The organism is Lysobacter sp. ESA13C, assembly GCF_019970005.1.
Lineage (GTDB): Bacteria > Pseudomonadota > Gammaproteobacteria > Xanthomonadales > Xanthomonadaceae > Lysobacter > Lysobacter antibioticus_B.
On record NZ_JAHXYK010000008.1, the window covers coordinates 209217 to 224458 of the forward strand.

The 15242-nt window shown below is 66.8% G+C and carries 10 protein-coding genes and 1 pseudogene; 7 read left to right on the forward strand and 4 right to left on the reverse strand.

Going from position 1 to position 15242, the window contains the following annotated elements:
* Positions 1-53: 53 nt before the first annotated feature.
* On the reverse strand, positions 54-224 hold the full coding sequence (locus tag LC490_RS17295) for a hypothetical protein (protein ID WP_161786062.1): 171 nt from the start codon (positions 222-224) through the stop codon (positions 54-56).
* On the opposite strand from LC490_RS17295, the gene LC490_RS17300 reads away from it, so the two are divergent.
* The 3 genes from LC490_RS17300 to LC490_RS17310 all read left to right on the forward strand — a co-directional run bounded on the left by LC490_RS17300 (position 223) and on the right by LC490_RS17310 (position 7140).
* Complete coding sequence (locus LC490_RS17300; protein ID WP_051884320.1) at positions 223-2535, forward strand: winged helix-turn-helix domain-containing protein; 2313 nt, start codon at positions 223-225, stop codon at positions 2533-2535. The two genes, LC490_RS17295 and LC490_RS17300, sit on opposite strands and share 2 nt — an antisense overlap.
* A gap of 143 nt (positions 2536-2678) precedes the next feature.
* Entirely contained in the window at positions 2679-3599 is a 921-nt protein-coding gene (locus LC490_RS17305) for a helix-turn-helix domain-containing protein (protein WP_223620990.1), read from the forward strand.
* Between the two features lie 592 nt (positions 3600-4191).
* Complete coding sequence (locus tag LC490_RS17310; RefSeq protein ID WP_223620991.1) at positions 4192-7140, forward strand: TonB-dependent receptor; 2949 nt, start codon at positions 4192-4194, stop codon at positions 7138-7140.
* Between the two features lie 163 nt (positions 7141-7303).
* On the opposite strand, the gene ppa is transcribed toward LC490_RS17310, so the two are convergent.
* The gene (ppa, locus tag LC490_RS17315; protein ID WP_031370347.1) at positions 7304-7858 is read right to left on the reverse strand and encodes an inorganic diphosphatase; all 555 of its coding nucleotides are present in this window, start codon (positions 7856-7858) and stop codon (positions 7304-7306) included.
* 340 nt (positions 7859-8198) lie between these two features.
* Here ppa and LC490_RS17320 point away from each other — a divergent pair, with 340 nt between their 5' ends.
* The 4 genes from LC490_RS17320 to LC490_RS17335 all read left to right on the forward strand — a co-directional run bounded on the left by LC490_RS17320 (position 8199) and on the right by LC490_RS17335 (position 12226).
* Positions 8199-9191 (forward strand): sterol desaturase family protein, encoded by a 993-nt coding sequence (locus tag LC490_RS17320; RefSeq protein WP_223620992.1) that lies wholly within the window; start codon positions 8199-8201, stop codon positions 9189-9191.
* Positions 9188-9688 (forward strand): discoidin domain-containing protein, encoded by a 501-nt coding sequence (locus LC490_RS17325; RefSeq protein ID WP_223620993.1) that lies wholly within the window; start codon positions 9188-9190, stop codon positions 9686-9688. Before LC490_RS17320 ends, LC490_RS17325 begins: the two co-directional genes overlap by 4 nt.
* A gap of 134 nt (positions 9689-9822) precedes the next feature.
* Positions 9823-11361: a M91 family zinc metallopeptidase gene (locus tag LC490_RS17330; protein WP_223620994.1), complete on the forward strand. Its 1539-nt coding sequence runs from the start codon at positions 9823-9825 to the stop codon at positions 11359-11361.
* A gap of 136 nt (positions 11362-11497) precedes the next feature.
* A complete protein-coding gene (locus LC490_RS17335; RefSeq protein WP_223620995.1) occupies positions 11498-12226 on the forward strand; it encodes a hypothetical protein in 729 nt (242 codons plus the stop codon).
* A gap of 99 nt (positions 12227-12325) precedes the next feature.
* Here the strand turns inward: LC490_RS17335 and LC490_RS17340 are convergent, their stop codons facing one another.
* Positions 12326-12784 (reverse strand): OmpA family protein, encoded by a 459-nt coding sequence (locus LC490_RS17340; protein WP_223621014.1) that lies wholly within the window; start codon positions 12782-12784, stop codon positions 12326-12328.
* Positions 12785-12796: 12 nt separating this feature from the next.
* Positions 12797-14821 (reverse strand): annotated as a pseudogene (locus LC490_RS17345) (sodium-translocating pyrophosphatase); the annotation flags it as partial.
* Between the last annotated feature and the right edge of the window lie 421 nt (positions 14822-15242).

Genomic DNA, 15242 nt, shown 5'->3' on the forward strand with positions numbered 1-15242 from the left:
GCCCTTTTGGAACGATACGTTCCGGGGTTTTGGCCGGTTTGGGGCCGCCTGCGTCACTCGAACAGGTCCGGCTCAGCTTCGCGGACGCTAGAATAGGCGGTTCCAACGCGCTTTTCCGATTGCGCCATCGCGCCATGCCGGATATGTCGGTTTGTCGTTTCGCCGCCCATGCGTTCAGGCACATGACCGGCGGCGGGCGAGTGCGCATCATCAGCAGGATTCATGCCGCGAATTCACGAGCCATCGTTACCGACTCCGCCCGCCGAGCAGCTGCGGGTGGGGGAGTGCCTGGTCGACATCCCCTTGCGCGAGATCCGCGCACCGGGCGCCCGTCGGCCTCGCCGCATCACGCCCAAATCGATGGGCGTGCTGCTGGTGCTCGTCGAACACGCCGACCGCGTGGTCAGCCGCGATGCGCTGCTGACCGAGGTCTGGCCCGACACCTTGCCTACCGACGACGTCGTCACTCAGGCCATCACCCAACTGCGCAAGGCCTTCGACGAAGACCGCGGCAATCCGCGCTACATCGAGACCATCGCCAAGAACGGCTACCGCCTGCTGGCTGAGGTCGAATGGCTGCCGCAGGAGAGCGCGGCCTCCACCCACCACGAGCCGGCCGACGACGTTGAAATATCGACCGCGCCGGCGGCGCTGATCGACGAGCGTGTCGAACCGGTGCCCTTGCCGAACCACCCGCGTCCGCGCGGCACCTGGCGTTCGATCGTCGGCGTGATCGCGCTGGTGATCGGCCTGGTCGGCGGCCTGGTGTGGTGGTCGCTCGCGCGCCAGCCGCAAACGCAGGCGGCCGTGCCGGCGGTCGACCCGGCGCGCGCGACCAATACCCCGCGCCCGTATCGCCTGATCACTTCCATGCCCGGCTTCGAGCTCGCCCCGACCTTGTCGCCGGATGCGGCGATGGTGGCCTACGTGGCGATACCCGAAGGCCAGCGCGGCACCGCCATCCTGGTGCAGACCACCGACCAGACCCCGCCGCGCCAGCTCACCCAACCTAATGGCCAGGCCGAGGACAGCGCCCCGGCGTGGTCGCCGGACGGTCGTTCGATCGCCTTCCTGCGTCTGGAACCCGGGGTGTCGTGCCGGGTGCTGGTGATCGCCGCCAACGGCGGCGCCGAGCGCGAAGTCGGCACGTGCGACTCGCGCAACCCGCCGACCTTCGACTGGACCGGCGACGGCCGTGGCCTGATCTTCGGCAGCATGTGGACCCCGCAGGGCATCGTCGGCATGCGCGTGCTCGACCTCGCCAGCGGCGAGTGGCGCGCGGTGCCGTATCAGCCCGGCGCCGGCAACCTCGACCTGTCGCCGCGGTTTTCGCCGGACGGGCGTTGGCTGGTGTTCGTTCGCAACAGCCCGCAGGGCGATTTCTGGCGCCTGCCGGCCGAAGGCGGCAAGGCCGAACGGCTCAGCCACCTCAGCGCCGACGTGCGCGGCTGGGACTGGTTGCCGGACAGCCGCAACATTCTGTTCGGGCGGATGATCGACGGCGACACCCGCATGTTTCGTCTCGACCTGGACACCGGTCAGGCCCGCGACCTCGGCATCGAGTCGGCGCAGGCGCCGGCGGTGGCGGCTGCGCGGCCGGCCGCGGCCTTCGTCCAGCGCAAGCCTTATTTCGGCCTGTTCCGGGTGGTGCTCGGCGACACCTCGCAAGGCGCGGTGCACGTGGTCGACCCGCTGTTCCCGTCCTCGGCCCGCGACATCCTGCCCACCATCGCCCCCGACGCGCACCAGATCGTGTTCGTCTCCGACCGCTCCGGCAGCACTCATTTGTGGTGGGCCGACATGGACCAGCCCGATTCGCTGCGCATGCTGCAGGGCGTGCAGCCCGGTACACGCTATGCGCCGTCGTGGTCCAACGACAGCGCACGGGTGACCGTGGTCGGGCCGGACGCCGAAGGCCGCAACGTGGTCCACGAGATCGTCCCGGCCAGCGGCCGCGTGACCCGCCTGCCGGTGCCCCTGCCGGACCCGATCCAGGCCGTGCAACTGCCCGACCCGCATCGCCTGTTGGTCCTGGCCGGCACCGGCGACGGCCGCCTGAGCCTGAATCTGTTCGACCGCCGGCTGACACCCTGGCGCCTGTTGAGCCAGTTGGCCGACGTCTCCGAGGTTCGCGTCGATGGCGCCCGCAACCGTCTGCTGTTCACCCGCCAGACCGAGGCCGGGCTGTGGCAGTCGGATCTGGGCCTGACGCCGGCCAGCGTCCGTCGCATCGGCGACGGCGAACCGGTCGCCGACCGCTACCGGCTCTGGGACGTGGCGACCGAGACCGGCGAGCTGCGCTATCTCGACCAGCAGCCGACCTGCCTGTCCCTACTGCGCCGGATCGCCTCGCCGGAGTTGCCGCCGTCGGTCCTGTGCCTGGACCAGAGCCGGCGCTCGGCGATCAACGGATTCAGCCTGAGTCCGCGCGGCGACGCGGTTTATCTGGCCCTGGCCAAGTGGGACGGCGCTGATATCGGTTACATGGACCTGCCCGAAGAGCCGAAGACCTTCGTGCCCGGCTGGCTCAACTGATTGATTCTGCAAACAAATGTGCTTTCGGAAAAGCTTCGGTTGTGACGTCGTTCCGAATTCGCCTAACTCTCCGTCAAATTTCTGAAGTCGCGCGCCGGACTTAGGCAAAACAACACCTCATTCTCGGCACATGAGGTGGACCAATGGAGCAAGCATTGTGGGCGGATCGCGGACAGCTGTTGCAGCTGGACGCTCAGGATCCCGCCATTCAGGCCAGTTGCGTCGGCGTCTCCCGTCTCGGCAGCGCCCAGCTGTCGGGCACGCATTTTTCGATCTGGGTCCAGCTGCGCGGCAGCTCCTGGGTCGAAGCCAAGGAAGGTAAGTTCCGCCTCAAGCGCGGCGACTGGATCGCGTTCGAACGCGACTCCAAGCCGGTCCTGCAGGCCGACCGCTACGGCGTCTGCGTCGGCCTTAACCTGACCGCCGACGCGATCAAGGCCATGACCCGGCTCGCCGAGTGCAGCCTCTATGCCGGCCGCGGCCGCATGAGCCGCCACGACGCCCGCATCGCCCTGCGCCTGTGGCGCCAGGCCCATGCCCGCAACGGCGAGGCCGACGGTGGCCTGGACATCAACGCCCTGCGTCCGATCCTGCTGCACCTGGCAGGCGTCCAGCGCGAGCTGACCGCTCGCATCCAGCGCTGCCCGGGCCGCTCGCGCAGCCGCAAGCGCCAGGTGTTCGGCCGTCTGCAGCGCGCCCGCCTGTACCTGGAAGGCAACTGCGACCGCGTGGTGCGGATCAGCGAACTGGCCGAACTGACGAGCTTCTCGAGCTGGTACTTCTCCAAGACCTTCCACAGTCTTTATGAGGAGAGCCCGCAGGCGGCGTCGGCGCGCATGCGTCTGGAGCACGCGGCCGATCTGCTCAAGAACACCTCGATGATGATCGGCGAAGTCGCCGCCGCCAGCGGCTTCGACAATTGCTGCAGCTTCGCCCGCGCCTTCCGCGCCCGCTTCGGCACCTCGGCGACGCGTTACCGCAGCGCCGCGGCCAGCGCCAAGCTGGAATCGGCCCAATTGGCATCGGCGAAACCGGCGGCCGCACAGCTGCGCAAGGCCGCATAAGTCGAGTCGATTACTGCGACAGGCATCGATCGCGATACACGGGTCGGCGCACGCGTCGTACGCAACACCTGCAATACGCAAACAGGACGACCGCTGAAGTTTCGAATGCGCGCCGCGCGCGCATCGAAACTTCGGCGACGATCGTGGCCCCGGCCACGAGCGCAGGGCCAGCCCGGCACGATCGCCGCACGCGATCTCCCAGCACGCAGCGCCATTGCGACTTCTTTCTCCAGCAACCTGCGCTGAATCGTTGCGCAGCCATGCGCGGTGCGATGCCGCGATCGCCGCCGTTTCGATTTATCGGTCGTTCATGCCGAACGCATCGACAGCATCGGCAAACTTTCTCGTCTTCGCGCGCAAACCTGCGCATCGCCTGAGTGCGTCGTCGCATCGACTCGCTGTCGAGGTTCGATCGCGACGCGCGCATCGCGTTTTCATCGGCGCTTGATTGCATCGTTGCGTTGTGACCACGACCGCGACGACTCAATCGGCAAAGTCTCCCGGCCTCAAGGGCAAAGCAGCATCGGCTTGCGGGTCGTACTTTTGCAAAGCGTTTTAACACGCCCATAACGAGATTACTGGAGAGAGATAGATGAACCATCGCAGTCTGCGCCCCGCGGCGCGGTACGGCTTGCTGCCGTCCGCCATCGCCACGGCGTTAGTGACGGCCCTGATTCCGGCGATCGCCGGCGCACAGGAAGCCGACGCCTCCAATCAGGCCACCACCACCCTCGACCGCATCGAAGTCACCGGTTCGCGCATCCGTCAGGCGAATCTGGAAACCTCGCAGCCGGTCGTCACGATGACGCGCGCCGACATCCAGAAGCAGGGCTTCACGAGCGTCGCGGACATCGTCCAGAACATCACCGCCACCGGTTCGCCGGCGATCTCGCGCGCCGACGCGCTGGCGTCGGGCGAAGACGTGGGCGGCCAGTACGTCGACCTGCGCAACCTCGGCCCGCAGCGCACGCTGGTGCTGATCGACGGTAAGCGCATGGGCATCAGCTCCAGCGGTTACTCCGACCTGGCGTCGATCCCGAGCTCGATCGTCGAGCGCATCGAAGTCCTCACCGACGGCGCTTCGGCCCTGTACGGTTCGGACGCGATCGCCGGCGTGGTCAACATCATCACCCGCAAGCGTTTCGACGGCCTCGAAGCCAGCGCCTACCTCGGCCAGTACGGCCAGGGCGACGGCAACAAGGAAGTCTATAACTTCGTCGTCGGCCAGACCGGCGAGCGCGGTTCGGTGACCTTGGGCGCCGAGTACAGCAAGGAAGATCCGGTCATGGCCCGCGATCGCGCCTTCACTCGCTACCCGAACGGTCGTGGCCATCCGTTCCCCGATCTGGGCGGCGCCAACGGCGGCGTGCGCAGCAACGGTTGGAGCGCTATCAATCAGTGGGGTACGTTGATCGATACCCTCGGCGACGCCGATCCGGACAACGACGTTCTCCTGACCGCGAACCGTGGCACGACGAACACCAAGGACAAGAACAACTTCCATGAGACCAACGGTCTCACGGACATGGCCAACGCCAACGAGCAGATGTATCTCTCGACCGGCCTGGAGCGTCGTTCGGTGTTCGCCAACGCCGAGTTCGACATCACCGACAACCTGCGCGCCAAGGCCGACGTCCTGTACACGGACCGCGAAGCCACCCAGCAGATCGCCGGCTATCCGTTCCGTTCCACCGGTTTCAGTGATCGCTACGAAGGCGACCTGAGCCTGAAGGCCGGCAGCGCATTCAACCCGCTGGGTCGTGATGCCGACTTCTTCCGCCGTGGCTGGGAAGTGCCGCGCCAGACCAAGTCCGAGCTGACCACCTATCGCTTCAGCGGCGGTCTGGAAGGTTCGTTCGAATTGGCCGGCAAGCCGTGGGATTGGGACGCCGGTTACATGTACAACCAGAACAAGGGCGTCAAGACCGGCACCGGCAATCTGTACCTGCCGCACGCCGAGAAGGCCCTGGGCCCGTCGTTCATCGACGCGAGCGGCGTCGCCCGTTGCGGCACCGCGGCCAACCCGATCGCCGACTGCTTGGCGTGGAACCCGCTGCTGGGTCCGGACGTCAACGCACCGGGTTCGTTGAACAACAAGGATCTGCAGAAGTACCTGTACCTGCCGACCCACGACACCTCGACCACCAAGACCGAGGTCTACAGCCTCAACCTCAGCGGCGTGCTCGCCACGCTGCCGGCGGGCGACCTCGGCCTGGCGGCCGGTTACGAGCACCGCAAGGAATCGGCGCACTACTCGCCGGACGCCCTGCTGCAGTCGGGCCTGAGCACCGACCTGGCCGGTAGCGAAACCCAGGGCGGCTACTCGCTCGACGAGTTCTACGTCGAACTCGCCGTGCCGGTGCTGGCCGACGTGGCCTTCGCGAAGGAACTGTCGTTCAGCCTCGCCGGCCGTTACTCGGACTACAACACCTTCGGCGACACCACCAACGGCAAGTTCAGCCTGAAGTGGAAGCCGATCGACGACCTGCTGGTGCGCGGCACCTACGCGACGGGCTTCCGCGCCCCGACCGTGGCCGACCTGTACGGCGGCGTCAGCGAGAGCTTCGACAACTACACCGACCCGTGCGACACCTCGTTCGGCTCGGCCGTGCGTAACCCGCAGGTCGCTGCACGTTGCGCAGGCGTGGTCCCGGCGAACTTCCGCCAGGTCGCTTCCGGCGGCCGTCCGGCCACCGGCCCGAACGCTCAGTCCGACAGCGCTTTCCTGTCCGGTTCGAACCCGAACCTGATGCCGGAAACCTCGAAGTCGACCAGCATCGGTTTCGTCTACAGCCCGAGCTACGTCAGCGGCCTCGACGTCAGCCTGGACTGGTGGAAGATCAAGATCGACGACGTCATCGCGGCTGAAACCGTCACCTCGATCCTCAACAACTGCTACGTGCTCGGTATCGATTCGGCCTGCGGCCGCTTCGTGCGCGACACCGACGGCCAGGTCGTGGGCGTGACCCGCAACCTGATCAACGGCGGTTACCAGGAAACGGCCGGTTACGACCTCGGCATCGCCTACCGTCTGACCGACACCCGCTTCGGCAACTTCTCGTTCACCTGGAAGACGACCTACGTCGACTACCTGGAATACAAGCGCGACGGCGAGTCCACCACGCCGGTCGAGCAGCGTACGAGCTGGGTCGCCGATGGCCTGAGCAACTTCCGCGTGCGTTCGAACTTGAACGCCGACTGGAGCCGCGGCGACTTCGGCGCAAGCTGGGGCGTGCGTTACTACTCCGGCCTGAAGGAAGAATGCGCGTATAACCTGAGCGGCGGCGCGGAATGCGACAAGCCGAACTACCAGTCGGGTTACAAGGGCATCCAGCCGATCCGCGAAGTGGGCGCCAACACGTTCCACGACGTGCAGGTTCGCTACAACACCCCGTGGAACGCCACGGTGGCGGTGGGCGCGAACAACGTGTTCGACCACGTCGGCCAGACCATGTACAGCCAGCCGAACAGCAGCTTCGCCTACAACGGCAGCTTCGACATCGGTCGCTTCGTGTACATGAAGTACACCCAGCGCTTCTGATAAGCGTCAGGTAGTACCGCAATACGACTACGGCCCCGAAAGGGGCCGTAGTTTTTTGTGGTGGCGGCCGGCGAGGTTGTGGGCGTTGGTTCTGGCCGATTAGCCAGGGAAACAAAAAGCCGCCCGAAGGCGGCTTTTTGTTGTTATGCCGATCTATCGAAGATCAGAACTTCGGCTTGTCTTCTTCCGAGGTGGCCGCGTAGCGCTCGATGGCTTCGACCAGGATCTTCTTGGCTTCCTCGGCGTTGCCCCAACCGTCGAGCTTGACCCACTTGCCCTTCTCCAGATCCTTGTAGTGCTCGAAGAAGTGGCCGATGCGCTCGAGCCAGTGCGGGCTGACCTGTTCGATGTCGTGGATGTGGCTGTAGCCGGCGAAGACCTTGTCGACCGGCACGGCGAGCAGCTTTTCGTCGCTGCCGGCTTCGTCGGACATCTTCAGCACGGCCACCGGACGGCAGCGGATCACCGAGCCGGGGATCAGCGGCAGCGGCAGGATCACCAGCACGTCGGCCGGGTCGCCGTCGCCGCAGACGGTGTGCGGGACGTAGCCGTAGTTGCAGGGATAGCGCATCGGGGTCGACAGGATGCGGTCGACGAAGATGGCGCCGGAGGACTTGTCGACCTCGTACTTGACCGGCTCGGCATCCTTCGGGATTTCGATGATGACGTTGATCTCGTGCGGCGGATTCTTGCCGGTGGAAACGAGGTCCAGACCCATGTGTGCTCCGACTGCTGAGGCCCGCCGGAAGGCGGGCGGTGAAAGAAAGAGGGCCATTCTACGCGGCTGGGTGCTGCGTTGCAGCACAGGGGCAGGTGGGCTCAGCCGGGAGCCGCGGCCCGCGTAAATGTCCAATCGGCGGTAAAACAACGGCTTCGTGCGCGCATCGGCGGCCAACCGCATCCGAGCGACGCGGTGATCGAACGCCGGTGGCGATCGTGTCAAAAAGCGTCCAGGCGCCGTCCAATACGAGGCGGGCAGGGTTTCGGCCGGTGCGCTTGCCGCTCTCCGCGTGGGGTGTTAATCCTGCATTTAGATCGATACAAATGCGAGGGCGGCGATGGCGTGGTGGGGCTATGTCGAGCAGGAGCTGATCGGTTTCTTCGGCCTGGGGGCCTTGCTGCAGCTGTTGGCCGAGCAGGGCTACCGGGCGCTGCTCAGCGCCGACGGGGCCGCGGCCTTGTTGTACCCGGTCATCCCGATCCTGCTGGTATACGAGCTGTTGCGCACCGTCGCCCAACGCCGCTTCAAGCTCGAGGACTACAAGCTCCCGTTCCTGACTCTGCTGGCCAACCGGCTGATCTCGACCTTCCTGACCTTCGGCGTGGTGACCTTGTGCATCGGCCTGTTCCAGCCGTATGCGCCGTTCCAGGTCGGCATCAGCGCGCCCGGGCTGATCTACGGCTACCTGGTCTGGGAGTTCGCTCATTTCGTCTACCACTACCTCGCCCACAAGGTGCGCTTGCTGTGGTGCCTGCACTCGACTCATCACGCGCCGGTGGCGATGAATCTGTCGGTCAATTACGCGCATTTGTTCCTGGAAGCGCCTTACGCGGATCTGGTGCGCACTACGATCTGCATCCTGGCCGGGGTCGAGCCGCCGCTGCTGTTGCTGATCATGTTCGTCGACGGGCTGTGGGGGCAGTTCATCCACCTGGGCGAGCACGCGCTCAAGGACGGGCGCCTGGGGTTGCTGCATCGGGTGATCCTGACGCCGGCGCACCACCGCGTGCATCACGCGCGCAACGCGGTCTACATGGACACCAATTTCTGCAATCTGCTCAATGTCTGGGACCGCGTGTTCCGCACCTATCAGCCGCAGCGCGAGGACGTGCGGATCGAATACGGCATCACCCGGCCGCTGAAACCCGGCAGTTTTCTCGATGCGTATCTGGGCGAATTCGCTGCCTTGCTGCGCGACGTCGCCACCGCGCCCGGATGGAGGAACAAGTTGCTGTATCCGATCATGCCGCCGGGTTGGAGCCACGACGGCGAGCACAAGACCGCCGAGGTCAGCAAACGCGCCTGGCTGGCGCAGCAGGGGGCGCCATGAATCGCTGGCCGATCGTGTGGGTAGTGCTCGCCGTGTCCTGGCCGACCGCCCTCGCATACGCGGGCGAGCCCGCGCGAGCCAATCTCGCCTTGCATCGCCCGGCCACCGGCTCGGCGATCTGCAAGCCCGGCGAGGAAGCGGAGAAGGCGGTCAACGGCTTGCTCGCCAGCAAAACCCACGACAAGTTCTGTTCGCTGCAGCGGCCGGCCTGGCTGCGCATCGATCTGCAAGCCGAGCGCGAGCTGCGCGGCTTCACCGTCAAGCATGCGCAAGCCGGCGGCGAAGCGGCTGCGATGAACACGCGTGCATTCGCGCTGTCGGTGTCGAGCGATGGCGCGAGCTGGCGGCAGGTGGCGAAGGCCGACGACAACGTCGACGGCGTCAGCGTGCATCGCATCGCCCCGACGCGGGCGCGTTATGTGCGCCTGGACGTGAGCCAACCGGCGCAGGACCCGGCCGATCCGGCGACCCGCATCTACGAAGTCGAAGCCTGGTAACTCCTCGTCGCGCGCCGTCGGGCCGGCGTTCGGGCGCTCCTGGGGTCGACCCTAGCGTGGGTACGCCCTAGCTTGGATGCGGCCATACGTCTGCGTATCTAGGAGGCTCGTACTCCGTCCATCGCAGGCTTGCCATGTCCGTACAGCTCGACGCCACCCGTTCCGCGCCGCCGGCCGATTCTTACTGGAACGATCCGATCGCCGCCGACCCGAACCGCCTGGCCGAGCCGCAGCCGCCGGTGACTGCCGAAGCGGCGGTCGCCGAGCTTGCCGAGCCGGACCGCCCGGCGCTGGACGGTGCGGTGGCGATCGACGGCAACGACACCAATCCTCAGCAGCGCAGCGAGGGCCGCACGCCGGACGGCAAGACCGTGCAGATCGATCCGCTGCACCAGGGCGCCGAAGTGTCGATAGCGCGCGAGCAGACCCTCGCCGACGCCGGCCTGGGGCGTACCTATGTCAGCACCGATCAGGTCGTGCTGACCACCGGCGCCAAGAACGACGACGTGCAGATCACCCAGCGCGACGACGGCACCCTCGATGTCGGCATCAACGGCGAGAAATACGAGGTGCGCCTGGGCGAGAATCAGGAGCTGACCATTCGCAGCGGCGCCGGCAACGACACCATCAACGTCGCCTCGAACGTGAAAGTGAACATCGTCGTTGACGGCGGCGCCGGCGACGACAAGATCGCTACCGGCGCCGGCAACGACCGCATCGACGGCGGCCTCGGCAACGATGTCGTCGCCACCGGCGCCGGCCGCGACGATGTGTTCGGCAACCGCGGCGACGACCGTCTCGATGCCGGCGATGGCGACGACGTGGTCTATGGCGGCGACGGCGTCGACACGCTCGGTGGCGGCAACGGCGTGGACTTCCTCGAAGGCGGCCAGGGCCAGGACACGCTCGACGGCGGCGCGGGCAAGGACATGCTGTCGGGCGGCCTCGACGACGACAGCTTGCGCGGCGGCGACGGCGACGATGCGGTCTACACCGGCGCCGGCAAGGACACGGTCGACAACCGCTCCGGCCACGATACGGTGTATGCGCAGCAGGCCAGCGACCTCATCAACGCCGCCACCGGCGCCCGCAACACGGTGATCAACGTCGAGATCAGCGCCAGCAAGGGCGTGACCATCGAGGGCTCGGACGCGTTCAGGCAGCGCGTCGGCGCCGAGATCGAGTTCCTGCGCAGCTCGCCGAACGGCCAGCAGATGCTGGCCGAGTTCGATAAGGCGGCCGCGCGCGGCAACTCCGTCACCATCAAGGAACTGGCGAACGAGCAGAACGGCTACGCCCAGACCTTCAGCAACGACGCCGACATCGTCAACGGCAAGCCCGGCGCCGGTGGCGACGTGCAGATCAGCTACAACCCTTCGTTCCACATGGCCGAGTTCCCGGCGCCGGTGGTGGTGCTGTATCACGAGATGTCGCACGCCTATAACGGTGTCACCGGCACCTTCCAGCCGGGCACCTATCGCGGCACCGGGCCCGACAACGGCGAGGTGCCGAACGCCGAACGCCAGGCGGTCGGCCTGGAGACCAGTGCGCCAGCCTACGATTTCGACGGCGACCCCAATACGCCCAAGACCACCGCCAATCCCGACCACCTGACCGAGAACGGCATCCGCGGCGAGCTCGGCTTGCCGGACCGGCCGAGTTATTCGCTCTGACGGCGCGCCATTCATCGCGCATCGCGACGACGGTCTCAGGAGCGACGAGCGGCAGCCCGCGTTCATCGCGGGCTGTCCGACTTTGTCTAGGATCGGCGGATAGTCGTTCTTATTCCTGGATAGGACGCGCGCTGTGGTGGCCGCGATCTTCTGCCGCGTGCGCCGATCCTCCGTACCCGAGACGAGTCCTGGCATGAAGTCGACGCAGTACCCTCGTTACGCCTGCATTCGCCGCCTGCTCGTGTGTTCGATGGCGCTCGCCGCGAGCGCCTGCGTGCATGCTCAACCCTCTTCATCCGCGGAGTCCGTCCCCATGCCTGCTGACCGCGCTTCGGCTGCCGTCCCTATCGCGAAGGTGCAAGGCCGCGGCGTCGCGCTCGAAGCCGAGTTCGCTTATGCGGCGTCGAAACGCGTGTTGACGGTGGGCTATCGCCTGCACAACCTCGGCGATGGACCGCTCGCGGTGTTCGATCGCGGCGACCGCCACGCCGTGGCGACAGGGCGACAGAAGGCCGGCGCGATCGCGGCGCCGACCGTGCAGACCGAGAACGGCGATGTTTCGTTGAGCCATGCGGCATCGCCCCTGCCGCGACCTGCGCCGACCTTGCCGCCGACGCCGTTGGCGATTCGTGTACCGGCGGGCGCGGAGACGGCAGGGCGTTTCGAGTTCGCGATACCTGGCGCCGATGCGCCGAAGCGCTTGCGCTGGTGTCTCGGCGTAGCGACGTTCGACGACGGCGATTTCAACGCGCCGGAGACGATAGGCGAGGTCGAGCTCTGGCGCGCCTCGTTTGCGGTCGCCGAACGGCAGCAACTCGTGTGCACGCCCTGGTTCGATATCGCGGCGAATGCATTCTCGAGGTAGCGGGTAGAGGCGGGAAGACAAGCAAAAGAAAACGGCGGCCCAGGCCGCCGTTTTCGGTTTTGCGAAGCGGCATCGGCTGTCGGGCCGATGCCGGTGCGCTTACTCGACTTTCACTTCCACTCGCCGCGCTTCTTCGGCGCTGCCGCCGCCGGTGGTGACCATCGGTTTGTCGAGGACGATGCGGTCGGCGCCGATGCCCTGCGATTCCAGCCAGCCCTGCACCGCTTGCGCGCGCTCCTTGGCCAGCTCGGCATTGGTCGCCGCGCCGCCGGACTCGTCGTGGAAGCCGGAGATGCGGGCCTTCGTCGACGGCTCGGCATTCAGTGCGGCGACCACGCCGGCCAGATCGGCCTCGGCGCTGGCCGGCGGGGTGGCCGAACCGACGTCGAAGTAGAGCTTGGCGCTGCCTGACGATGCCGGCGTGGATGCTTCGCTGTCGACGGCCTCGGTCGGACCCGATGCATCGATTGCGCCCGAGTCCACCGGCCCGCCGACGTCGGTCGCCGGCGCGGTCAGCGCGGCTTCGCTGACGCCGTGGGTGGCGGAAGCATCGCCCATTCCCGTCACCGGCAACAGCGGCACCAACAGCAAGGCGACGATGTTGATGATCTTGATCAGCGGGTTGATCGCCGGGCCGGCGGTGTCCTTGTACGGGTCGCCGACGGTATCGCCGGTGACGGCGGCCTTGTGCGCTTCCGAGCCCTTGCCGCCGTGGTGGCCGTCTTCGATGTACTTCTTGGCGTTGTCCCAGGCGCCGCCGCCGGTGGTCATCGAGATGGCGACGAACAGGCCGGTGACGATGGTGCCGATCAGCAAGCCGCCGAGCGCCTTCGGCCCGAGCAACAGGCCGACGACCACGGGCACTGCGACCGGTAGCAGCGAAGGCACGATCATTTCCTTGATCGCCGACTTGGTCAGCATGTCGACGGCGCGGTCGTACTGCGGCTTGCCGGTGCCTTCCATGATTCCGGGAATGTCGCGGAACTGGCGCCGCACTTCCTCGACCACCGCGCCGGCGGCGCGGCCGACGGCTTCCATCGCCATCGCGCCGAACAGGTAGGGGATCAGGCCGCCGATCAGCAGGCCGATGATCACCATGTGGTCGGACAGGTCGAAGTTGAACACCACGCCCGGATGCGCGGCCTGCAGGTTGTGGGTGTAGTCGGCGAACAACACCAGCGCGGCCAGCGCCGCCGAACCGATCGCATACCCCTTGGTCACCGCCTTGGTGGTGTTGCCGACGGCGTCGAGCGGGTCGGTGACCGCGCGCACGTCCGAGGGCAGCTCGGCCATTTCGGCGATGCCGCCGGCGTTGTCGGTGATCGGCCCGTAGGCGTCGAGGGCGACGATCATGCCGGCCATCGACAGCATCGAGGTGGCGGCGATGGCGATGCCGTACAGGCCGCCGAGCGCGTGCGAGCCCCAGATCGCCACGCACACCGCGATCACCGGCAGCGCGGTCGACTTCATCGACACGCCGAGGCCGGCGATGATGTTGGTGCCGTGGCCGGTGGTCGATGCGGCGGCGACGTGCTTGACCGGTGCGTACTGGGTGCCGGTGTAGTACTCGGTGATCCAGACGATGGCGCCGGTCAGGATCAGGCCGATCAGCGCGCAGCCGTACAGGTTCATCGCGCCGTGGCTGGCATCGCGCATCAGCTCGGTGGTGATCGGATAGAACGCGATCGCCGCGAGCACTGCCGAGACGATCACGCCCTTGTACAGAGCGCCCATGATCGAGCCGCCGGCCTTCACCTTGACGAAGAATGCGCCGATGATCGAGGCGATGATCGACACGCCGCCGAGTACCAGCGGGTACAGCACGCCGTTGGCGCCGACCGTGCTGGCCATCAGGCTGCCGAGCAACATCGTCGCGATCACCGTGACCGCGTAGGTCTCGAACAAGTCCGCGGCCATGCCGGCGCAGTCGCCGACGTTGTCGCCGACGTTGTCGGCGATCACCGCCGGGTTGCGCGGGTCGTCCTCGGGAATACCGGCTTCGACCTTGCCCACCAGGTCGGCGCCGACGTCGGCGCCCTTGGTGAAGATGCCGCCGCCGAGTCGGGCGAAGATCGAGATCAACGACGAGCCGAAGGCCAGGCCGACCAGGGCGTGCAGCGCTTTTTCGCCGGTCACGCCGAGCTTGGCCAGCGCGAGCCAGTAACCGGCCACGCCGAGCAGGCCCAGGCCGACCACGAGCATGCCGGTGATCGCGCCGCCGCGGAAGGCGACGTCCATGGCCGGGCCGATGCCCTTGCGCGCGGCCTCGGCGGTGCGCACGTTGGCGCGCACCGAGACGTTCATGCCTATGTAGCCGGCCGCGCCCGAGAGCACCGCACCGATCAGGAAGCCGATCGCGGTCGGCCCGCCGAGCGCGAACCAGATCAACACGAACAGGACCGCGCCGGCGATGCCGATGGTCATGTACTGACGGTTGAGATAGGCGCGTGCGCCTTCCTGGATCGCGCCGGCGATCTCCTGCATTCGTTCGTTGCCGGCGGGTTGAGCGCTGATCCAGCGCGCGGACACGATGCCGTAAAGGATCGCGATGACGGCGCAGCCCAGCGCCAAGGTCAAACCGTACTGCTCCAGCATGAACCCCTCCCCAAGTGTAGAAGTGGACATCACAGGACAACGGGTCGATCGTGTTGTGCCGCGGAAAGCTGTTGGCCGGTGTGCCGCGGAATCGCTTCTTGCGCTGATGCGTGTTGCATTGCAGCGACGCCGTGCTGCGAACACGGCGGTGTCGCGACTATCGCACACGCACTGGGCCGGTGAAACCTCGCGACCGCGGGCTGGCGCAAGGGCCCAGCGGCCATCGGCGGGGCTGCGACTGCAGTCACGGATCGGCTCCGGTTCGTTCCCGGGATCGACCCCGTTATCGCCTTGACCCGTGCACGCGCGCGCTGTGACGCAGCAGCTGAATACGCGCGGTGCGCAGCGACCGGCGCAGCGGCATGCATGGGCGCGCGGACGCTCGCACGGCGCCGACAGGCCATCGGTTTGACACTGCCTG